Raw genomic sequence first — 20,855 nt, 5'->3', positions numbered from 1 at the left:
GGTTCTTCACCTCCAGGTAGTGAGAATGCGGAGCCAGGCGGCGAGCAGGCGGCCGCGACGCGGGCGGACGGCGCGGCCCAGGACGTCATGGCCCGCCCGGTCGAGCGCGGCGACGGTGGCCAGGCCACCGGCGACGTATCCGGCGACCGCCGGCCGGGCGTATCCGGACAGCGAGGCGACGAGCGGGCGGCCCTCGCGCAGCATCTCCGCGGCCCGCACGGTCTGCAGGGCCACGACGCGGCGCAGCCTCCCCGGAGTGGTGCGGGAGGACAGGTCGGCCTCGGCGCAGCCGAACCGGCGCAGATCCTGCGCGGGCAGGTAGATCCGGCCGCGCGCGTGGTCCTCGCCGACGTCCTGGCAGTGTTCGAGGATCTGCAACGCGGAGCAGACGCGATCGGACCAGGCCAGCCGCGGCGGATCCGCCGAGGCGAACACGTGCAGGACGATGTGTCCCACGGGGTTCGCCGACAGCTCGCAGTAACCGAGAAGGTCGTCGAAGGTGTCATACCGGGTGACCGTCTGGTCGCGCCGGTTGGCCTCCAGCAGCCGGCGGAAGGGCTCGGCCGGAACCGCGCAGCTCTCCACCGTCCGGGTGAGCGCGCGGACCACGGGCAGGCGCGGTCCGGATCCCCCGTAGAGGCGGTCCAGGTCCGTCTCGACGTCGTCGAGCAGCCGCAACCGGTCGCCCGGCTCCCCCTCGTCGCCCAGGTCATCGACGAAACGCGCGAACCCGTACACGGCTGCCAAATGGTTCCGGTAATGGACCGGCAGCATTCTCAGTGCTACTGGAAAGTTCTCCTGGCCGGCTTTCGACATGAAATCGTACGTACCGGTCCCGCGCGACGCCATTGCCAACGAATGCCCGCCGTGCGCTGCCCAAAACGAGCCGAAGTAACTTGTCCGGGCACTTATTAAGCCGCCACGATCCCCGTTTTACTTTTTCAGCGGAAGTCCACGGAGAAGCCCCGGTCAATCAAAATCTGGGAAACTCCGGTTTCGCCGTTCCCGGCACCGGACACACAATATCCGCACTTATATCGAGGAGGGCCGCTGTGTCCTGCCTGTCACGACATCCGCACGGCACCGCGCCCGCTGCCGACCTCGTGGTCGCGCAGCGGCCCGACCCGCAGCCCCGCCCGGCGGCAATGGCCGACCACCTCGGGCAGCGCGCCGAGCGCCGAACGCCAGCAGCCGGCGGCGGACGTGTGATCGGTGTCGTGCAGCACGACGGTCGCGCCGCCCCCCAGCCCCGGGCGCAGTCGCGCCATGACGGACTCCGGCGTGGCCGAAGCCGTCCAGTCCTGACCCGACACGGTGCACAGCACCGGGCGGAGCCGGTGCAGCCGGGTCGCGACCAGCGCCTCGGCGCTGAGCACCCCGTACGGCGGCCGGTACCAGACGGGCCGGACCCCGGTGAACGACCGGACGAGATCGGCTGTCCGGCCCATCTCCGAGGTGACCGCTCCGGGACGGGTGACGAGGGCGTTGGTGTGCCGCCAGCCGTGCACCGCCATCTCGTGCCCCTCGGCCACGATCCGTCGCCCCACCTCAGGATGGCGTTCGAGCATCTCCCCGAGGACGAAGAACGTGGCCCGGCAGCCGAGCCGGCCGAGCTCGTCCAGGAAGAACGGCGTGGAACGCGGATCGGGACCGTCGTCGAAGGTCAGCGCGACATGGTCGTCGCGGCCCGCGCCCGCCAGCCGGGGCAGCCGGCGCCGCGCCGTGGCCAGCCAGGTGGCGCCAGGACCGACGTGGACGAACGCCAGCCCCGCCAGCGCCAGCGGCAGCGCGGCCCGCTTGATCATTGCGTCCCCCCGCGGGCCGGACGATGAGCGCCGAGGGCAGGCGTCTGCTGATCATCAGCGCCGCCATGGGCGCAGGGCACGACGCCGTGGCGGCGGAACTGGCCCGCCGCCTGACTTCCCTGGGCGCCGACGTGCAGGTCGTCGACGTGCTTCATCTGCTCCCCCTCCGCCTGGGCCGCCTGTTGCGCGGGTCGTACCGCTGGATGATCAGGCGTGCTCCGTGGCTGTACGAGGTCATCTACCGGGTATTCTTCGCGGCCAAACGCGCCCCCTCGGTCTCCCCCTTGACGGCGCTCGCCGGGGTTCGGCTGCTGCGCCTGGTCTCGCACCGCCCGCCGGACGAGGTGATCTCGACCTTCCATGTCGCGGCCCAGGTGACCGGGACGCTGCGGCGGCGTGGCCGGCTTCCGGCGACGAGCACCGTGCTCGTGACCGACTTCGCCGTGCACCGGCTGTGGCTGCATCCGGGCAACGACCGGTATCTGTGCCCGAACCCGGCGACGATCCCGCGCATCGCCGCGCTGACGGGCCGGCCCGCGTCCGTGCACGCCCCGGTCGTCCGGCCGGCGTTCCTCGACCGTACGCGGCCGGCGGCCGGCGACGTCCGGGCCCGCATCGGCGCCGCGCCCGGCGACCGGCTGGTGCTCATCTCCTCGGGATCGTGGGGAGTGGGACACGTCGCGGAGACCGCCCGGATCGTGGCGCGTTCCGGCCGGTACGTGCCGGTCATCCTGTGCGGGCGCGACGCCGGGCTGCGCCGCCGCCTCGCCGGCGCCCACGGAGGGCTGGCCCTCGGCTGGCAGGAGGACATGCCCGCGCTCATGTCGGCGGCCTACGCCCTGGTCGACAACGGCGCGGGGCTGACCTGCGAGGAGGCCTTCGCCGCGGGCCTGCCCGTCATCTCCTACCGGCCCATCCCGGGACACGGGCTCGACGGCGCGCTGGCCATGGCCCGCGCGGAGGTGACGGTGCACGCGCCCGACGCCGCGTCTCTCGTACGCGCGCTCGATCAGTTGCGGGACGCGCGCCGGCGCGACCGCCTGCTCGCCCGGGCCTCGGCCCTCTTCGACGCCGCGCCGGCCGAGGCGGTGCTGCTACGTTGACGGCGAGTCCTTGAGCAAGGGCGTTCTCGCGAGCATCACGGTGCCGAGGAAGATCACGCCGATGCCGGCCGCCTCAAGGACGATCCACGGCCCCGAGCGGACGTCCTCCCCGAACATCAGGGTGCCGTACAGGATGCCGGCGACGGGGTCGCTGATGGTCAGCGCCGGCTGCGCGACCACCAGCGGCCCGCTCCGGAACGTGAGCTGCAGGAGGAACAGGCTGCACAGCCCCGCGACCACCATCGCGTACGGCTGCCACGAGGTCACCAGAGACCCCGGATCACTCTCCAGGATCATGGTGCTCTCCTTGATGAGCGCGGCGGTGAAGGCGAACCCGAAGCCCGTCGCCACCCCGAACAGCGCGGGCCGGCCACGGCCGCCGAAGAGGTACGCGACCGCGCAGAGTCCGAAGATCGCCCCGACCGTCGCGGTCGCCGCCAGGGCCCACACCTCCGTGCTGGGACGGTCGTGGCCGACGCTGGGCGCCGCGCTCAGCAGGAAGATCGCCAGCCCGCCGGTCATGGCCGCGACCGCGAGCCACGGCCGCCGCCCCACGTGTCCGCCCAGGATCAGCGGGATCAGGACCAGCGTGAACGGCAGCTCCGTGACGAGGACCGGCTGGACCAGCGCCAGGGGTCCGGTCGCCAGCGCCGCGGCCTGGAAGACGAAGCCGCCGATGAGCGCGGCGATCCCGGCCAGCCAGACCGGACGCCGGACCAGCGCCAGGACCTGCCGCGGCCCGAACTCCTCCTGCTGGGGCAGGGACAGCGCCGCCTGACGCTGGAGGTTGGAGGCAGCGGCGTTGGAGGCCGCGGCCAGCAGAGCCAGCACCACCGAGATCAAGGGCCCTCGCCTTCGACGCCGCACAGTCATCCGGGGAGGGGTGACCGAGATCTTCCACATGTCCCTTGCCGGAAACGGCGTTTTACGATCTCCCGGCCTTGGTGTGGGAGTTCACGGACGGCCCGTCAGCGGGCCGGAGTCCGGGGGCGGTTCCACCAGAGGGAGAGGGACAGGGCGGCGGTGATGAGGACGGCGCCGCCGGCGGCGAAGGCGGCGGCCGTGTCGACCCGCTGACGGACGACGGTGAAGGTGCCGGGGAGGGCGTCGAGGGCGCTCTGGAGCTGGTCGGCGTTCTCGGCGCGGTGGTAGGCGCCGCCGGTGGTCTCGGCGATCTCCTTGAGCGCGGGCTCGTCGAGCATGCGGACGTTCCGGCCGCCCCTGTCGAATCCGCCCCGGCCGCCCCAGCCGCCGCCCCAGCCGCCGCCCCAGCCTCTGCCGTCGAACTGCGAGTTGTCGCAGACCATCGGGGCCGGGTTCGTGGTGCCGAAGCCGATGGGGAAGACGCGGACGCGGCGCAGGGCCGCTTCCCTGGCGGCGGTCTCGGGGTCGACGCCCTGGGTGTTGGCGCCGTCGGTGAGGACGACGATCGCGGCGCCGGCGTAGCCTTCCCCGGCACCGCCCGGGTCGGCCCTGGTGGGGGCGACCGACGGGTCGACCTCGGCGATCGCGTCGATCGAGGTGAGCACGGCCTGCCCGATGGCGGTGCCGCGGCCCACGGTGAGTCCGTCCAGCGCCTCGATCAGCGCGTCGGTGTCGTCGGTGGGCGGGACGAGCAGGCCCGCGGTGCCGGCGAAGGTGACCAGGCCGATGCGCGGGCCGCCGCGCTGCGACTCGATGAACTCCGCCGCGGCTTTCCTCGCGGCGGTGATGCGGTTGGGGTCGACGTCCGTGGAGCACATGGAGCCGGAGGTGTCGAGCGCGAGCAGGATCGTCGCCGACGTCTGAGGCACCGGCACCGACGCCTGTGGCCGCGCCGCCCCGACGACCAGCAGCACGAGCCCGGCCACGAGCAGCGCCGGGGGGATCTTGCGCGTCCAGCGGGTGCGGCCGGGCAGGGCGGTGCGCACGAGCGCGATCGAGGTCACCCGCACGGCGGCGCGCCGGCGGCGGCGCAGCGCCCACCAGCGGACGGCGAAGATCAGCGGGATGACCATGACTGACAGGAGCGCCCACGGCCACGACAACGTCATTCAGATCACCCGTCCAGACCGGAGCACGGTGAGCGCCGCTCCTGCGGTGAGCAGCGCGAGGGCGAGCCCGATCAGGCCGCCGGCGAGGGGCAGCGGCTCGTCGGAGACGGTGAGCCGCAGGTCGATCGTGTCGGCGACGCCGTCGAGCCGCGCGGCGTCGGAGGCGGGGTGGTAGGCGCCGCCGGTGGTCCGCGCGATCGCGGTGAGGGTGTCCTCTTCGAGCGAGCTCTGCAGGTGGAAGCCGTCGACCTTCACCGTCGCCCCGGCCGCGGTGCCGATCCCGACGGTGTGGACCTGGACGCCCGCCTTCTGGGCCACGGCCGCGGCCTGTTCCAGGTCGCCGCCCCGGTTCTGGCCGTCGGAGAACATCACGATCGTGGCCGACGGCCAGTAGCCGATGTCGGGCGCGGCGCCGTCGCGGCCGACCGCCACCTGCTTGCCGGTGATCGCCGAGAGCGAGGCGGTGATGGCCGTCCCGAGCGAGGTGCCGCCGGTGACCTTCAGCCGGTCGATGGCCTTGAGCGCGATGGAGTGGTCGGCGTCGGGCCGCGCCGTGGTGAGGGCGCCCCGCTCGAACGCGACCACGCCGATGTCGACGCTGTCGGGCTGGGCCGCCACGAACGCGCGGGCCGCCCGCTGCGCGGCCGCCAGCCGGGTGGGCGCGACGTCGTCGGCGCTCATGCTGTTGGAGACGTCGATGGCGAGGATGACGGTGCCGGCGGTCCGCGGCACCGGCACCATGGCCGCCGGTCCCGCGGTGGCGATCGCGAGCACCCCGACGCCGGCGATCGTCAGACCGGCTCCCAGGTACGTCCCGCGCCCGCCCCGCGCGACGACCCCGGCCGCGGCGAGTGCCGCCGTCCGGCGGCGCGCCGAGACGACGGCCGCCCAGGCGAGCGCCACGGTGACGACCAGCCCGACGAACAGCAGCAGCGGCGACGACAGGGTCATGGCGACCGGTCCCGGGTGCGGGCGACGACCTCGACGAGCGCCTCGGCCAGGTCGCGGTCGGTGTCGACGCGGTGGACGGGCACGCCGGCGCGGCGCATGCCCGCCGCGAGCCGGGCGTCGCGCTCGTCGACGGCCTGGCGGAACCGTACCCGGAGCAGCGGGTCGGCGGAGTCGACGACGAGTTGCTCGCCGGTCTCGGCGTCCTCGACGACGATCAGCCCGGCTTCGGGCAGCACGTCGTCGGCGGTGTCCGCGATCCGCAGGGCGACCACCTCGTGCCGCCGGGCCAGGCGCTGGAGCGAGCGTTCCCAGTCGCCGTCGCCGATGAAGTCCGACAGCACGACGATGAGCGCCCGGCGGCGGGCCAGCCGTCCGGCCGCGTCGAGCATCTCCGCCAGGTCGGTGGTGGCGCCGCCGCGGGCCTGGCCGGTGCGGGCCAGTTCGGCGCCGATCCGCAGCGTGTGCCGCCGGGAGGTGCCGGGCGGCACGACGCGCAGCACCCCGGTGTCGAACAGCAGGGCGCCGACGCGGTTGCCGCCCCGGCCGAACAGCCGGGCCAGGACGAGCGCGAGCTCGGCCAGCACGTCGTGCTTGCCGCGCCCCGGCCGGCCGGCCGCCATCGACGCCGACCGGTCGAGCACCAGCCAGACCGTCAGCTCGCGGTCCTCGGTGAACACCCGCAGGTGCGGCTCGTCCAGCCGCGCGGTCACGTTCCAGTCGATGTGCCGGGCGTCGTCGCCTTCTCCGTACGGGCGCAGGCCGGTGAAGTCGATCCCGGAGCCGCGGTGCGCGGTGCGGTGGGCGCCCTGGAGCCGGCCGTCGAGCCTGCGGACGACCTTCCACTCCAGGCGGAGCAGGAGCTTCTCGGGGGCGGTGGCCATCAGCGGTTCTGCAGGACGACGTCGGGCGTCCAGACGGCCCCGAGCACCCTGGTGATGATCGTGTCGGCGTCGACGTCGTCCGCGAGCGCCTCGTAGGACAGCACCAGGCGGTGGCGGAGCACGTCGAGCGCGAGCTCGGTCAGGTCGTGCGGCAGGACGTAGTCGCGGCCGCGCAGGAACGCCAGCGCGCGGGCGCCCGTGACCAGCGCGATGGACGCCCGCGGGCTCGCCCCGTGGGTGACGTACGGTTCCAGCTCGCCGAGCCCGGCCGTCGCGGGGGAACGCGTCACGGCGACCAGCCGTACCGCGTAGTCGACGATCGCCGGGTCGACGTAGACCTGCTGGGCGCGGGCGCGCATGGCCATCAGGTCCTCGGCCGTGACCATGGGCTGCGGCGGCTGGGGCGGGCGCAGCGCCCGGCTGACGATCGCCTGCTCCTCGGCCTGGGTCGGATAGTCGACGACCACCTTCATCATGAACCGGTCTACCTGCGCCTCGGGCAGCGGGTAGGTGCCCTCCGACTCGATCGGGTTCTCGGTCGCCATGACCAGGAACGGCTCGGGCACCCGGAACGTCTCGCGGCCGATCGTCACCTGGTGCTCCTGCATCACCTCCAGCAGGGCGCTCTGCACCTTGGCCGGGGCGCGGTTGATCTCGTCGGCCAGCAGCAGGTTCGCGAACACCGGGCCGAGCTCGGTCCGGAACTCGCCGGAGTGCTGGTGGTAGACCCGCGTGCCCACGAGGTCGGCGGGCACCAGGTCGGGGGTGAACTGGACGCGCTGGAAGCTTCCGGCGATCGCGGCGGCCAGCGACCGCACCGCGAGCGTCTTGGCCAGGCCGGGGACGCCCTCGACGAGCAGGTGCCCGTCGGCGACCAGCGCCACGGCCATCCGCTCCAGCAGCACGTCCTGCCCGACGATGGTGCGTTTGACCTCGAACAGCACCTGTTCGAGCGGGTGGGCCTGGTCGGGGGAAGAGGTCATCGCATTCCTTCGGTCAGATCTGGGGTCCGTCGCCCGGCGGGCCGTCGCCTTCGTCACCGCCCAGGGCGGCGCCGATCGGCACCGCGAACGCGATGCCGGCGAACGCCTCGTCGCCTCCCGGGTCGGCGATCGAGACGACGATGCCGATGACCAGGCCGCGGGCGTCCAGGAGGGGGCCGCCGGAGCTGCCCGGGTTGACGGAGGCGTCGAACTGGATGAGCCCTCTCAGGCCGCCCTTGTCGGTGCTGCGGTTCAGGCCCGACACGACGCCGGTGGAGACGCTGTAGGCCAGGCCCAGCGGGTTGCCGATCGCCACGACGGGCGCGCCCACGGCCGCGGCGCCGCCGAGCGTCGCCGGGACGACGATCTCCGGCAGCTTCGCGGGCTTGAGCATCGCGATGTCGAGCTTGGGGTCGGACGACACGACGGCGGCCTTCGCCCTGGTGCCGTCGGCGAACGTCAGGCTGACGTCCTTCGCGTCCTCGACGACGTGGTGCGCCGTCAGGATCGTGCCGTCCTCGGCCGCGATCACTCCGGTGCCGAGCGACTTCCCGGCGCGGATGACCACCACCGACGGCCCGACCCTGTCGAAGACCTCGGGCACCGTGAGGGTCGCGCTGGGGGTCGGCGTCGCGCTCGGCGCGGGCGCGGCCTCCTCGCCGTTCCCGCCGCTGCTTCCCAGCCAGTACGCCAGCACGGCCACGACGACGAGTGCCACTCCCCCGACGACGAACCACCGAGCCCTACCGGCCATGGCTCCCTGAGTTCCCTGAGCCTCGGCCGCACCCGTCTCCTGCGGCACGTGCTCCATCGCCCCATCGTCATAAATTTCAGGCGAAAGTGCTACAAACTCCGCCTGAGAACTCCATGAGAACCGAGCGAGTCCCATCCGGCATCGATCCGTGACGTACCGGCGCATCCAACGGAGTTGGACTTCCCTGGAGAATCCGGAGATGACGGGATGACCAGATTCCTCGTCGCGCTCGCCGCCGTACTGACACTCACCGCCTGCGCTCCGCCGTCCCCCGACGTGGCGGCGCTCGACCACGAGTTCGCCCGGCGGTCCACCGTACGCGTGGACGTCGAGCTCACCGTCCGGGCCGACGACGCGCCCGCTGGACACGCCTTCCGCCAGCGCGGCGTGCTGAAGCTCAGCCCGTCGGGAGCGGACGCGGCGGACCTCGTCCTGGAGTCGTCCCACGACGGGCCACGGTCCCTGCACTCGATCCAGACCGGAGGCCACGTCTACTACGACCGGCCGCCCTGGTCACGGATGCCCCTCGTGGTCGACGAGGTCACCTGCGACGTGCCGTCCTACATCGGCTGCCTCGTGGATGTGCTCCGGCCCGGGGTCGCCGAGGCGCTGCTCGCCGCGTCCGTCTCGGCGGCGCCGGACGGGGCGGGGACCGTACGGCACAGCGGTGTCATCACCGGCGATCGGCTCCACCAGGCCGCCGGGAAGAGACTTCTCTCCCTGCCCATGAGTGTGGTCCCGGCGGCCTTGTCCGGCGACGCGGAGCACTCCTGGTCGATGTGGATCGGCTCCGACGGGCTGCCGCGCCGCGTCCAGGCGTCCGGCCCGATGAGCTCGGTCGTGCCCGAGCCGGTGAGCGGTCTCTTCATGACCGTGGACATCCGCTTCCACGACTGGGGCGGGTCCCGGACGATCAGCGCCCCGGCCGGCTACATCGACGTCGGGTGACCGTACGGCCGAAAACCGGTTGCCTCGCGTGATCATCGTCCGGGAATGTGGTGTCCATGATGCTTTGACGGACAACGCCCCCTGATCCCCCATCCTGTTCAGCGAAGAGAGCGTCTTGTCTCAGCAAACCTCGGCCACCGTCGCCGTGTTCGCCTCCCCCACGAGCTGGATCGAGTCCGACGCCCTGGACCAGTGTCACCAGGTGGCCGCGCTCGACGGCATGATCCACGTCGCCGCCATGCCTGACCTGCACCCGGGCAAGGGCGCCCCCATCGGCGCCGCCATGACGTCCGCCACGCTGTACCCGTTCCTGGTGGGCTCCGACATCGGCTGCGGCATCGCCGTGTTCCCCATCAGGCTCAGGCGCGCCGACCCGGCCAGGCTCGCCGCCCGGTTCCCCGACCTCGACCACGCGCCGGACGCCGACGACCCGGCGTGGGACGTGGTGCGGGGCGACATCCCCGCCGGTCACGTCGAAGGGCTCGGCACGGTCGGCCGGGGCAACCACTTCGTCGAGCTGGCGCGCGTCGGGACCGTCTTCGAGCCGGACCACGCGAGCCGGCTCGGGCTGGCCGCCGGCGACCTGGTGCTCGTCGTCCACAGCGGCTCGCGCGGCCTGGGCGAACGGATCCTGCGCGCGCACACCGAGGTCCACGGCGCCGGCCCAGCCCCCGATCCCGCCGCCTACCTGGCGATGCACGACGACGCCGTACGGTGGGGCTCGCTCAACCGGCGGCTGATGGCCGCCCGGGTCGCGCACGCCCTGGGCGCGGAGCCCGCCGAGCCGGTCGTCGACCAGTGCCACAACCTGGTGGTGGTCCGCGACGGGGTCTACCTGCACCGCAAGGGGGCGGCGCCGGGCGACGGCCGTGACGTGCTCATCGCCGGCACCCGCGGCACCCCGTCCTACCTCGTGGCCGCCCACGCCGGGCCGGACGCGAACCACTCCGTGGCGCACGGCGCGGGCCGCAAGATGTCGCGGGCGGACGCCCTGCGCCGGGGCCGGGCCAAGCACACGGTCGAGGAGCTGCGCCGCACCCCGGTGGGATCGCTGGTGGTGTGCGGCGACCGGCAACTGCTCTTCGAGGAGGCGCCGACGGCCTACAAGCGCATCGAGCAGGTGATCGCCGACCTCGTGGAGCACGGCCTGGCCACGCCCGTGGCCACCACGGTCCCGCTGGTCACCTACAAGACGGCCGACCTCGGAAGGGACCGGCGCCGTAAGAGAGGACGGTCGTGAGCGTCCACCTGCTCCTGTCGGCCGGGCGTGGCCCGCAGGAGTGCGCCTGGGCGCTGGCCCGGCTCCTGCACCGCCTGGAAGCCGACGCCGCCCGGCGGCGTCTGGAGACCCAGCGCGCCCAGGCCGTGCCCGGTGACCGGCCCGGCACGTACCGATCGGTCGTCGTGCGGATCACGGGAGCGGACGCGGAGGCGTTCGCCGCCTCGTGGACCGGGACCCTGTGCTGGCAGGCCCCCAGCCCGTACCGGGCCCGCGCGGGCCGCAAGAACTGGTATGTCATCGCCCAGCCGTGCGAGGTCGAGGCCCCGTCCACCACCTTCGCCGAAGCGGACGTCGACGTCGTCGCCTGCCGCACCGGCGGGCCCGGCGGGCAGCACCGCAACAAGGCGAGCACCGCGGTGCGCGCGACCCACCGGCCCACGGGTCTCGTCGTCGTGGTCGACACCGAGCGGCTGTTCAGCCTCAACCGCCGCCTCGCCATGCGCCTGCTGCGCGAACGCATCGAGCGCGGCGACGAGGCCGCGGCGCGCGACCTCACCACCGCCCGCTGGCGCGTCCACGACGAGCTCGTCCGAGGCGACCCCACCCGGGTCGAACGCCCGTGACCGCCCGGCTCACCGGACCGGCGACGCCTGCCTCGCCGCGCGGCGTGGGCACGCCTTAGGATCAGGGCCATGGCCTTGACGGTGAGCGACGTCGACCGGTTCGAGGCCTCCAGGCCGCGTCTGGAGGCCATCGCCTACCGCCTTCTCGGCTCCGCCGGTGAGGCCGAGGACGCCGTGCAGGAGACGTTCCTGCGCTGGCAGGCCGCCGACGCCGAGCACATCGAGGTGCTGGAGGCGTGGCTCACGAAGGTCCTCACCAACCTGTGCCTCAACCAGCTCACCTCCGCGCGGGCGCGCCGCGAGACCTATGTGGGCCGATGGCTGCCCGAGCCGCTGCTCGCCGGCGACCCGATGCTCGGCCCCGCCGACACCGCCGAGCAGCGCGAGTCGGTGTCGTACGCGGTGCTCGCCCTCATGGAGCGCCTGTCCCCCGGCGAGCGGGCGGTCTACGTGCTGCGGGAGGCGTTCGACTTCCCGCACCGGGAGATCGCCGAGATCCTCGACATCTCCGAGGCCGCCAGCCAGCAGACCTTCCACCGCGCCAAGAAGCACGTCGCGGCCGGCAAGGCGCGCGCCGAGGTCGACGAGGCCGCCGCCCGGCGGATCATCGAGGAGTTCCTGACGGCCGCCGCCACGGGCAAGACCGAGCCGCTCGTGCGCCTGCTCACCGAGGACGCCGTCTCGGTCGGCGACGGCGGCGGGAAGGTCCCGGCCCGGGTCAAGCCGTTCGAGGGCGCGGTCGCGGTCGCCAAGTTCGTCCGGGGGCTGGTCAGGCCCGCCGCGGCCAAGCGCGCGTTCACCGGCGGCGCGCCCGAGGTCTACGCCTGGACCGCCAACGGCGGCCCCGCCGTGGTGGCCGTCGTCGACGGCCGGGTCGTCGGCGTCATGTGCCTGAGGGTCACCGACGAGGGCATCACCGAGCTCTACAACCAGGTCAACCCCGACAAGCTCGAACGGGCGACCGCGCGCTGGGCCGCGTCCGATCACGGGGAACCCCTGTTCACCATTCTGTGAGGCGCTTCACACCGCGTTCCTGTCAGGAAACGGCGGGCTGTCCGGTTCAAAGGGCACATCCGCGTAAGACAGGAGCGAGGAAATGCAGCATCGCGTCATCGTCCTCGGCGCCGGCTACTCCGGAGCCATCGCCGCCGGCCGTCTCGCCAAGCGGCTCCATCGCGAGGACGTCGCCATCACTCTCGTCAACTCCGAGCCCGACTTCGTGGAGCGGATCCGCATGCACCAGCTGGCGGCGGGCCAGGACCTCAAGCCCCGGCCGTACAGCGAGATGTTCGCCGGCACCGGCGTCGAGGTGAGGATCGCGAACGTCACCGGCGTCGACGTCGACGGCAAGACCGTCACCGTCACCGGCCCGAAGGGCGCCGCGCAGCTCGCGTACGACACGCTCGTCTACGCCCTCGGCAGCGGCTGGAACTCACAGGGCGTCCCCGGGACCGCCGAGCACGCCTATGAGATCGCCGGCCGTCCCGGGGCGCTCAGGCTGCGGGAGCGCCTGGCCCGTCTCGGCGCCGGGGAGAGGGTGGTGGTCGTCGGCGGCGGCCTCACCGGTCTGGAGGCCGCGACCGAGATCGCCGAGTCCCGCCCGGACCTCGACGTCGCCCTCGCCGCCGACGGCGCCCTCGGAGACTGGCTGTCGCCCAAGGGCCGTGCGCACCTGTGGAAGGTCTTCGGCAAGCTGGGGATCACCGTGTACGAGCACGCCGCCGTGACCCGCGTGGACGCCGACCGCGTGGCCACGGCGGACGGCAGGGACATCCCGGCCGCGGTCACCGTGTGGACGACCGGCTTCGCGGTCCACCCGATCGCGAAGGCGACCGCCCTGAAGGTCACCGGCACCGGCCAGATCGTGGTCGACGGGATGATGCGCTCGGTCTCGCACCCGGACGTGTACGCCGTCGGCGACGCGGCCTTGGCGATGGGCGCCGGGGACAAGCCGCTGCGGATGTCGTGCGCCTCGGGAGGGCCGATGGCATGGCAGGCGGCCGACGCCATCGCGGCGGGGCTGACCGGCGGGAAGCTCCCGAACGCGCCGCTCCGCTACTTCAACCAGTGCATCTCGCTGGGCCGCAAGGAGGGTTTGATCCAGTACGTCACCGCCGACGACCGCGCGAGGCGGGCGGCTCTGACCGGGCGGATCGCCGCCGTCTACAAGGAAGTGGTCTGCAAGGGCGCCGCCTGGAACGTCGCCAACCCGACGTTCGGGCTCCCGGTCCGCCGCCGCCGCGTCACCCCGGACCGGGCCGCCAAGGCCTCGGCCGCCAGAGCGTCCGCGTAACCTGAGGCGACCTCCAGGCGGGGCGGCGCGCGAAGCGACGTCCGTGCGGGACGCACGAATCTCCCTGTCATCACCCCCGCCGGAGGCAGCGTGCGGGGTTGATGACGCCGCGTGAGATGCTGCATCGGTGTCCACGACCGAGCAGGCCGAACCGGCCCCGCGCCGCCGGCGGGGCCGTCCCGGTTATGACCAGCCGGCGATACTCCGGGCCGCGATCGACCTGTTCAACCGGCGGGGGTACGACGCCACCAGCATGGGCGACCTGGCCAAGGAGCTGGGGCTGACCAAGCCGGCCATCTACCACCACGTCACGAGCAAGGAGCAGCTGCTCGGCCTGGCGCTCGACGACGCGCTCGACGAGCTGACCGCCGTCGTGACCGAGGCGTCGCGCGAGCGGGCCGGCGTCGGCGCCTACGAGCGGCTGCGCGAGGTGGTGCGGCGCAGCGTGGAGGTGCTGGTGGCGCACCAGCCGTCCGTGACGCTGCTGCTGCGGGTGCGCGGCAACAGCGAGGTCGAGCTGGCGGCGCTGGAACGGCGGCGCTGGCTCGACGACCGGCTGGCCGCGCTCGTCGCCGAAGCCGTGGCGGAGGGCGCGCTGCGCGACAACGTGCCGCCGGCGCTGGTGAGCCGGTTGCTGTTCGGGATGGTGAACTCGCTGGTCGAGTGGTACCGGCCGGACGGCGCCTACGACCCGGTGATGGTGGCCGACGCGATCACCACCGTCGCCTTCGACGGGCTGGCGAAGCACGAGGCCTGACGTCGTACGGGCTCAGGCGTCGTAGTCGACGGTCACCTGCTCGCCCGCCGGGAACGTCTGGCAGGTCAGCACGAATCCGGCCGCGACCTCGTACGGTTCGAGCGCGTAGTTGCGGCGCATGTCCACCTCGCCCGCGCGCACGACGGCGCGGCACGTGCCGCAGACGCCGCCCTTGCAGGCGAACGGCAGGTCGCCGCGGGCGGCCTGGGCGCTGTCCAGGAGGGTCGTCTCCCGGGAGACGGTCGAGGTGGTGCGGCGGCCGTCGAGCACGGTGGTCAGCTCGGTGGTCAGCTCGGTGGTCGCGCCGGACGGGATCCCGTCGCCGGTCCGCCTCGGCGCGGGCGGCGGGGCGTCGGCGTAGAACAACTCGACGTGCACGCGTTCCGCGGGGACGCCCAGCTCGGCGAGCACCGGGCGCGCTTCCTCGATCATGCGCAGCGGCCCGCACAGCCAGACGTGGTCGAACACCTCGACGGGGACGAGACCGGTGAGCAGGCGGCGCAGCCGGTCGCCGTCGAGCCGCCCGGACAGCAGCTCGACCTCGCGCGGCTCGCGTGAGAACGTGTGCACGACCTGGAGGCGGGGGCCGTAGCGGTTCTTCAGGTCGCCGAGCTCCTCGGCGAACATGACGGTGCGGCTGGTGCGGTTGCCGTACAGGAGCGAGACGTGGGCCCCCGGGTGGGTGAGCACGGTCGAGGCGACCGACAGCATCGGGGTGATGCCGGAGCCGGCGGCGACGCACAGGTGCCGCTCGCCCGGGTCCGGGTCGGCCCGCCAGGAGCCGGTGGGCGGCTGGACCTCGATGGCGGTGCCCGGCCTCACCTCGCGGACGAGCCAGGAGGAGAACAGGCCGCCGGGGATCTCGCGGACGCCGATGCGCGGGGCGGCGCCGGCGGGGGCGCAGATCGAGTACGAGCGGCGGTGCTCGTGCCCGTCGATGACGCGGCGCAACGTGAGCGACTGCCCGGCCCGGAAGGCGTACGCGGCGCGCAGCTCGTCGGGGACGGCGAACGTGATGGCGGTGGCGTCCTCGCACAGCCGGTCCACCGCCGACACGGTCAGCGGGTGGAAGACGGCGGCCCTGGACGGCGCGGGCGCGAGCGTGGTCATGGTCAGATCTCCTTGACGTGCTCGAACGGTTCGAGGCAGCCGGTGCAGCGGTAGAGGGCCTTGCAGGCGGTGGCGCCGAACTCGGAGGTGAGCCGGGTGGCCGCCGACCCGCAGCGCGGGCACGGTGGGGCCGAGCGGGGCGGGCCCAGCGTCAGCGGGACCGGCCCGGTGCGGCGGGGGGCGGGGCCGGGCGCGGACAGCCCCGCCGCGCGCAGGGCCGCCCTGCCGCGTTCGGAGATCCAGTCGCTGGACCACGGCGGGTCCAGCACGACCCGCACCTCGACGCGGGCGAACCCGGCGTCGTTGAGCCGGTGCACGAGGTCGTCGCGCATGGTCGCCATGGCCGGACAGCCGGTGTACGTCGGCGTGATGGACGCGATCACGACCTCGCCGCCTTCCGCGTCCCGCACCACCTCGACATCCCGCAGCACCCCGAGGTCGGCGAGCGTGAGCATCGGCATCTCGGGATCACGCACCCGGCCCGCCGCCTCGACAGCCCGCCGCGCGGACGCCGTTCCCCCGGTCGCGGGCCGTCGGGTGGTCACCAGCGCCCCATGGGGTGGGCGCGGGCGACCACCTGCATCTCGGCGAGCAGGAGGCTGAGGGCCTCGGTGTGGAGGCCGTCGCGGCCGGTGCGGCCGCCGACGCCGGCCAGGGGTGCCCGTTCTGGACGGTCGAGGCCGGCTGCGGTGAGGACCTGGCCGAGGACGGCGTCCACCGGATCGCGCAGCGACGCCGGATCGACGCCGACCCCGGCCAGCGCCAGGGAGTGTTCGAGCGGGTGCGGGGCGACCAGTTCGGCCTGCAGCGGCCACAGCGCGTCGAGGGCGGCGAGGAGCCTGCGGCGCGACTCCTCGGTGCCGCGTGCCAGCGTGACGAACCAGCGCCCGGCCCAGTCGCGGTGGTAGGCGACCTCCTTGACGCCCTTGGCCGCGACGGCGGCGAGCACGTGGTCGCGGCTGACGCACAGCCGCTCCAGCAGCGCGAGCCGGGCCGTCGAGAACAGCAGCAGGCGGACGACGACGTGCGCGAAGTCCCCGTTGGCCACCTCGGCCAGGCGCACGTTGCGGAAGGCGCGGTCGTCGCGGAAGAAGGCGAGCGCGTCCTCCGGCGGCACCGGCGACCCCTCGGGCAGGCCGGGCACGACGCGCGGGTCCGCGGCGGCCGCCCGCGCCAGCAGCAGGCGCGCCTGCCCGAGGAGGTCGAGGGCCATGTTCGCCAGCGCGATGTCCTCTTCGAGGTCGGGGGCGCGGCTGCACCACTCCGACAGGCGCTGCGACATGATCAGCGCGTCGTCGCCGAGCATGAGACAGTACGCGGCCAGCTCGGCGGGGTCGGCACCGTCGGGCGTGGTGGTGTCGACGCCGGCCAGCGGGTCCTCGAAGTCGGTGCCGAAGGCCCACTGGGAGGAGTCGCCGCCGAGCAGGCCGTCGAAGATGCTGCCGTGGTCGTCGTTCATCCTGCCCTCACATGTGCGGGACGTCTTCGGGGATCTCGTAGAACGTCGGGTGCCGGTAGACCTTGTCGCCGCTGGGCGCGAACAGCGGGTCCTTCTCGTCCGGACTGGAGGCGGTGATGGCGTCGGCGCGCACCACCCAGATGCTGACGCCCTCGTTGCGCCGGGTGTAGACGTCGCGGGCGTGCCGCAGGGCCATCGCGTCGTCGGGGGCGTGCAGCGATCCGACGTGCACGTGGTTGAGTCCGCGCTTGCCCCGGACGAACACCTCGTAGAGCGGCCATTCCCGCCGGTCGCCGCTCATCGGGCGCCCTCCCGCTCCGCGAACGCGGTCGCCGCCTCGCGCACCCAGGCGCCGTCGTCGTGCGCGGCCCTGCGGTGGGCCAGCCGCTGCGCGTTGCACGGCCCGTCGCCGCGGATGACGGCGGCGAGCTCCCGCCAGTCGGGCTCGCCGAAGTCGTAGTGGCCGCGTTCCTCGTTCCAGCGCAGGCCGGGGTCGGGCAGCGTCACGCCGAGCGCGTCGGCCTGCGGGACGGTCATGTCGACGAACTTCTGGCGCAGCTCGTCGTTGGAGTTGCGCTTGATGCCCCACGCCATCGACCGCTCGCTGTTGGGCGAGTTCGCGTCGGGCGGGCCGAACATCATCAGCGACGGCCACCAGAACCGGTCGACCGACTCCTGCACCATGGCCCGCTGCTCGTCGGTGCCGCGCATCATCGTCATGAGCAGTTCGTAGCCCTGCCGCTGGTGGAAGGACTCCTCCTTGCAGATGCGGATCATCGCGCGGCCGTAGGGCCCGTAGGAGGTGCGGCAGAGCGGCACCTGGTTGCAGATCGCGGCCCCGTCGACCAGCCAGCCGATGGTGCCGACGTCGGCGTACGAGAGTGTCGGGTAGTTGAAGATCGAGGAGTACTTCTGGCGTCCGCTGAGCAGCAGGCCGGTCAGCTCGGCGCGGGACACGCCGAGGGTCTCGCACGCCGAGTACAGGTAGAGCCCGTGCCCGGCCTCGTCCTGCACCTTGGCCAGCAGGATCGCCTTGCGGCGCAGGGAGGGCGCGCGGCCGATCCAGTTGCCTTCCGGCTGCATGCCGATGATCTCGGAGTGGGCGTGCTGGGCGATCTGGCGGACGAGCGTCTTGCGGTAGGCGTCCGGCATCCAGTCGCGCGGTTCGATGCGGTCGCGGCGGGCGATGGTCGCGTCGAACCCGGCCTGCAGCCGGGCCTCCAGGTCCGGCTCCGCTGGGATGGTCGTCATCTTCCCTCCGGAACGGGCTCATTTACTTATCGCTCGGTCAGTAATAAGGTCGCACACGAGTGGGCATCGACGCAACGGGGCGCGAGAGGAGACAGGGTGAGCACGCTGCTGGAGAGCTACGCAGCCGGACGGTGGTTCCGCGCGGCCGACGACGGGGAGCCGCTGCTCGACGCGGCCACGGGCGAGGAGGTCGCGCGCCTCTCCAGCCGAGGGCTGGACATCGCCGCGATGGTCCGCCACGCCCGCGAGACCGGCGGCCCCGCGCTGCGGTCCCTGACCTTCCACGAGCGGGCCGCGCTGCTCAAGGCGCTGGCCAAGCACCTGTCGGAGCGCAAGGAAGAGCTGTACGCGCTGTCGGTGCGTACCGGCGCCACTTCGCGCGACACCGCCGTGGACGTCGACGGCGGCATCGGCACCCTGTTCAGCTACGCGAGCAAGGGCGTACGGGAGCTGCCGAACGACACGGTCTTCCTGGACGGCGGCCTGGAGCGCCTGGGCAAGGGCGGCACGTTCGTCGGCCAGCACCTCTACACGTCCAGGCCGGGCGTGGCGCTGCAGATCAACGCCTTCAACTTCCCCGTCTGGGGCATGCTGGAGAAGCTGGCCCCGGCCTTCCTCGCCGGGCTGCCCTCGATCGTCAAGCCCGCCAGTCAGACCGCCTATCTGACCGAGCTCGCCGTCCGGCTGATCGTCGGCTCGGGCATCCTCCCCGAAGGCACGATCCAGCTCGTCGCGGGCAGCGCTGCCGGGCTGCTCGACGAGCTGACCGTGCAGGACTCGGTGGCCTTCACCGGCTCGGCGCACACCGCCGGGATCCTGCGCCGCCACCCGAACGTGCTCGACGGCGGCGTGCTGCTCGGCGTCGAGGCCGACTCGCTGAACTGCTCCGTCCTCGGCCCCGACGTGCGGCCGGACGACCCGGAGTTCGACCTGTTCGTGAAGGGCGTCGTCACCGAGATGACGGTCAAGGCGGGGCAGAAGTGCACGGCCATCCGCCGCGCGCTGGTGCCCTCGGCGATGGCCGACCAGGTGGTGGAGGCGCTGGCCGCGCGCCTTTCGCGGGTGACCGTGGGCGACCCGCGCAACCCGGACGTGCGGATGGGTGCGCTGGCCGGGCTCGGCCAGCGCGAGGAGGTGCGCAAGGCCGTCGAGGCGCTGCGCGCCGGCGCCGACGTCGTGGCCGGCGACCTCGCGGGCGGGCCTCTGCTCGACGGGGACGCGACGCGCGGCGCGTTCATGACCCCGCTCCTGCTGCGTGCCCGCCCCGGAGCCACCGAGCCGCACGAGGTGGAGCCGTTCGGGCCCGTCAGCACCGTGCTCACCTACGACACCCTGGACGAGGCCGTGGCCCTGGCGGCGCGGGGCCGGGGCAGCCTGGTCGCCTCTGTCGTCACCCACGACCCCGAGGTCGCCCGGTCCGTCGTGCTCGGGCTCGCGCCGTGGCACGGCCGGGTCCTCGTCCTCGACCGGGACGACGCCGCCGAGTCCACCGGTCACGGTTCGCCGCTGCCCGTGCTCGTCCACGGCGGCCCGGGGCGGGCGGGCGGCGGCGAGGAGCTGGGCGGAGTGCGCGGCGTGCTGCACCACATGCAGCGGACCGCCGTCCAGGCCTCCCCCGACCTGCTCACCGCCGTCACCGGGCGCTGGACGACCGGCGCGGCGCGCACCGACTCGGACGTACACCCGTTCCGCAAGTCGCTGGCCGAGCTGCGGATCGGCGACACGATCGCGTCGCCGCCGCGCACGGTCTCGCTCGACGACATCGAGCACTTCGCCGAGTTCACCGGCGACACCTTCTACGCGCACACCGACCCGGAGGCGGCCGCGCGCAACCCGCTGTTCGGCGGCATCGTCGCCCATGGATACCTGGTCGTCTCGCTGGCGGCCGGGCTGTTCGTGGACCCCGCGCCGGGTCCGGTGCTGGCCAACTTCGGCGTGGACGCGCTGCGCTTCCTCACACCGGTCAAGGCGGGCGACGCCATCGCCGTGACGCTGACCGTCAAGCAGATCACGCCGCGCAGCGGGGCCGGCCACGGCGAGGTCCGCTGGGACGCCGTCGTGACCAACCAGGAAGGGCGCGCGGTCGCCACGTACGACGTCCTCACGCTGGTGGCCAAGACGTGGGACGAGAACGCGCGGTGAGCGACACCGGCGAGGGCTGGCCGGCACGTCCTGCCGCTCCGCTGGACGACGTGGACCGGGCGATCATCGCCGAGCTGCTGCGCGACGGGCGCATGTCGGTGCGGAACCTGGCCGAGCGCGTGCACATCTCGCGCGCCAGCGCCTACGCGCGCCTGGCCAGGCTCCTGGACGACGGCGTGATCACGGGTTTCACGGCCGAGCTCGCGCCGGCGAAGGCGGGCCTGGGCACCAGCGCGTACGTCTCGGTGGCCATCGAGCAGAACACCTGGCGGCAGGTGTCGGCGCGGTTGCGCGAGATCGCGTACGTGGAGCACATCGCCATGGTCGGCGGCGACTACGACCTGCTGGTGCTGGTCAGGACACCGGACAACGAGGCGCTGCGGCACATGGTGCTGGAGCGCATCCAGGACATCCCCGGCGTGCGCGCGACCAGGACGTGGCTGGTGTTCGACGAGGCCCGCGGCCGGGGCGCGGAGTGGTGAGCCAAACGTCCGGCTCACCCTCCGCAAGAAACCCGATTGGATCGACATTTGGCCCACA

Annotated in this window: 22 protein-coding genes; 9 read left to right on the top strand and 13 right to left on the bottom strand. The window is 73.3% G+C overall.

Annotated elements, in window-relative coordinates; genetic code table 11:
- Window positions 1-6 precede the first annotated feature (6 nt).
- Both hpnC and ACIBF7_RS40075 read right to left on the bottom strand, forming a co-directional pair.
- On the bottom strand, window positions 7-816 hold the full coding sequence (gene hpnC, locus ACIBF7_RS40080; protein ID WP_397199440.1) for a squalene synthase HpnC: 810 nt from the start codon (window positions 814-816) through the stop codon (window positions 7-9).
- Window positions 817-1,064: 248 nt separating this feature from the next.
- On the bottom strand, window positions 1,065-1,805 hold the full coding sequence (locus ACIBF7_RS40075) for a polysaccharide deacetylase family protein (RefSeq protein ID WP_364233422.1): 741 nt from the start codon (window positions 1,803-1,805) through the stop codon (window positions 1,065-1,067).
- On the opposite strand from ACIBF7_RS40075, the gene ACIBF7_RS40070 reads away from it, so the two are divergent.
- Entirely contained in the window at window positions 1,805-2,908 is a 1,104-nt protein-coding gene (locus ACIBF7_RS40070; RefSeq protein ID WP_397199439.1) for a hypothetical protein, read from the top strand. The two genes, ACIBF7_RS40075 and ACIBF7_RS40070, sit on opposite strands and share 1 nt — an antisense overlap.
- Here ACIBF7_RS40070 and ACIBF7_RS40065 read toward each other — a convergent pair.
- The 6 genes from ACIBF7_RS40065 to ACIBF7_RS40040 form a co-directional block, all read right to left on the bottom strand.
- Window positions 2,900-3,742, bottom strand: a complete 843-nt coding sequence (locus ACIBF7_RS40065) for a DMT family transporter (protein WP_397199505.1) — start codon at window positions 3,740-3,742, stop codon at window positions 2,900-2,902. The two genes, ACIBF7_RS40070 and ACIBF7_RS40065, sit on opposite strands and share 9 nt — an antisense overlap.
- A 134-nt stretch (window positions 3,743-3,876) precedes the next feature.
- Window positions 3,877-4,941: a VWA domain-containing protein gene (locus tag ACIBF7_RS40060; protein WP_397199438.1), complete on the bottom strand. Its 1,065-nt coding sequence runs from the start codon at window positions 4,939-4,941 to the stop codon at window positions 3,877-3,879.
- Window positions 4,942-5,892, bottom strand: a complete 951-nt coding sequence (locus ACIBF7_RS40055) for a VWA domain-containing protein (RefSeq protein ID WP_397199437.1) — start codon at window positions 5,890-5,892, stop codon at window positions 4,942-4,944.
- Window positions 5,889-6,773 carry a DUF58 domain-containing protein gene (locus ACIBF7_RS40050; protein ID WP_364233429.1) on the bottom strand — a complete coding sequence of 295 codons (885 nt, stop codon included), beginning with the start codon at window positions 6,771-6,773 and terminating at the stop codon, window positions 5,889-5,891. Before ACIBF7_RS40050 ends, ACIBF7_RS40055 begins: the two co-directional genes overlap by 4 nt.
- Window positions 6,773-7,756, bottom strand: coding sequence for an AAA family ATPase (locus tag ACIBF7_RS40045; RefSeq protein WP_397199436.1), 984 nt, complete (start codon window positions 7,754-7,756; stop codon window positions 6,773-6,775). Before ACIBF7_RS40045 ends, ACIBF7_RS40050 begins: the two co-directional genes overlap by 1 nt.
- Window positions 7,757-7,769: 13 nt before the next feature.
- Entirely contained in the window at window positions 7,770-8,510 is a 741-nt protein-coding gene (locus ACIBF7_RS40040) for a S1C family serine protease (RefSeq protein WP_261808901.1), read from the bottom strand.
- 207 nt (window positions 8,511-8,717) lie between these two features.
- Here ACIBF7_RS40040 and ACIBF7_RS40035 point away from each other — a divergent pair, with 207 nt between their 5' ends.
- The 6 genes from ACIBF7_RS40035 (at window position 8,718) to ACIBF7_RS40010 (ending at window position 14,353) form a co-directional block, all read left to right on the top strand.
- Window positions 8,718-9,458: a hypothetical protein gene (locus ACIBF7_RS40035; RefSeq protein ID WP_148034981.1), complete on the top strand. Its 741-nt coding sequence runs from the start codon at window positions 8,718-8,720 to the stop codon at window positions 9,456-9,458.
- Between the two features lie 115 nt (window positions 9,459-9,573).
- Entirely contained in the window at window positions 9,574-10,698 is a 1,125-nt protein-coding gene (locus tag ACIBF7_RS40030) for an RNA ligase RtcB family protein (protein ID WP_397199435.1), read from the top strand.
- Window positions 10,695-11,303, top strand: a complete 609-nt coding sequence (gene prfH, locus ACIBF7_RS40025; protein ID WP_148034983.1) for a peptide chain release factor H — start codon at window positions 10,695-10,697, stop codon at window positions 11,301-11,303. The genes ACIBF7_RS40030 and prfH overlap by 4 nt, the downstream gene beginning before the upstream one ends.
- Before the next feature lie 69 nt (window positions 11,304-11,372).
- Window positions 11,373-12,317: an RNA polymerase sigma-70 factor gene (locus ACIBF7_RS40020; RefSeq protein WP_397199434.1), complete on the top strand. Its 945-nt coding sequence runs from the start codon at window positions 11,373-11,375 to the stop codon at window positions 12,315-12,317.
- An 82-nt stretch (window positions 12,318-12,399) separates the two neighbouring features.
- Entirely contained in the window at window positions 12,400-13,596 is a 1,197-nt protein-coding gene (locus ACIBF7_RS40015) for an NAD(P)/FAD-dependent oxidoreductase (protein ID WP_397199433.1), read from the top strand.
- Between the two features lie 127 nt (window positions 13,597-13,723).
- Window positions 13,724-14,353, top strand: coding sequence for a TetR/AcrR family transcriptional regulator (locus tag ACIBF7_RS40010; RefSeq protein WP_148034986.1), 630 nt, complete (start codon window positions 13,724-13,726; stop codon window positions 14,351-14,353).
- Between the two features lie 12 nt (window positions 14,354-14,365).
- On the opposite strand, the gene paaE is transcribed toward ACIBF7_RS40010, so the two are convergent.
- From paaE to paaA, 5 genes are read right to left on the bottom strand one after another with little or no spacing between them, the layout of a single operon-like run.
- The gene (gene paaE / locus ACIBF7_RS40005) at window positions 14,366-15,463 is read right to left on the bottom strand and encodes a 1,2-phenylacetyl-CoA epoxidase subunit PaaE (protein WP_397199432.1); all 1,098 of its coding nucleotides are present in this window, start codon (window positions 15,461-15,463) and stop codon (window positions 14,366-14,368) included.
- A 2-nt stretch (window positions 15,464-15,465) separates the two neighbouring features.
- Window positions 15,466-16,011: a 1,2-phenylacetyl-CoA epoxidase subunit PaaD gene (paaD, locus tag ACIBF7_RS40000; RefSeq protein WP_397199504.1), complete on the bottom strand. Its 546-nt coding sequence runs from the start codon at window positions 16,009-16,011 to the stop codon at window positions 15,466-15,468.
- Complete coding sequence (paaC, locus tag ACIBF7_RS39995) at window positions 16,005-16,922, bottom strand: 1,2-phenylacetyl-CoA epoxidase subunit PaaC (RefSeq protein WP_148034989.1); 918 nt, start codon at window positions 16,920-16,922, stop codon at window positions 16,005-16,007. The genes paaD and paaC overlap by 7 nt, the downstream gene beginning before the upstream one ends.
- 7 nt (window positions 16,923-16,929) lie before the next feature.
- On the bottom strand, window positions 16,930-17,223 hold the full coding sequence (paaB, locus tag ACIBF7_RS39990; RefSeq protein ID WP_148034990.1) for a 1,2-phenylacetyl-CoA epoxidase subunit PaaB: 294 nt from the start codon (window positions 17,221-17,223) through the stop codon (window positions 16,930-16,932).
- Window positions 17,220-18,173, bottom strand: coding sequence for a 1,2-phenylacetyl-CoA epoxidase subunit PaaA (gene paaA, locus ACIBF7_RS39985; RefSeq protein ID WP_148034991.1), 954 nt, complete (start codon window positions 18,171-18,173; stop codon window positions 17,220-17,222). The genes paaB and paaA overlap by 4 nt, the downstream gene beginning before the upstream one ends.
- 96 nt (window positions 18,174-18,269) lie before the next feature.
- On the opposite strand from paaA, the gene paaZ reads away from it, so the two are divergent.
- Entirely contained in the window at window positions 18,270-20,315 is a 2,046-nt protein-coding gene (paaZ, locus tag ACIBF7_RS39980) for a phenylacetic acid degradation bifunctional protein PaaZ (protein WP_397199431.1), read from the top strand.
- Window positions 20,294-20,797, top strand: a complete 504-nt coding sequence (locus ACIBF7_RS39975; protein ID WP_378525286.1) for an Lrp/AsnC family transcriptional regulator — start codon at window positions 20,294-20,296, stop codon at window positions 20,795-20,797. Before paaZ ends, ACIBF7_RS39975 begins: the two co-directional genes overlap by 22 nt.
- Window positions 20,798-20,855 lie beyond the last annotated feature (58 nt).

It is taken from the genome of Nonomuraea sp. NPDC050478 (genome assembly GCF_044458265.1).
GTDB lineage: Bacteria > Actinomycetota > Actinomycetes > Streptosporangiales > Streptosporangiaceae > Nonomuraea > Nonomuraea ferruginea.
The sequence above is the reverse complement of the archived record's forward strand: the minus strand, read 5'-3'. Positions and strand labels throughout refer to the sequence as shown.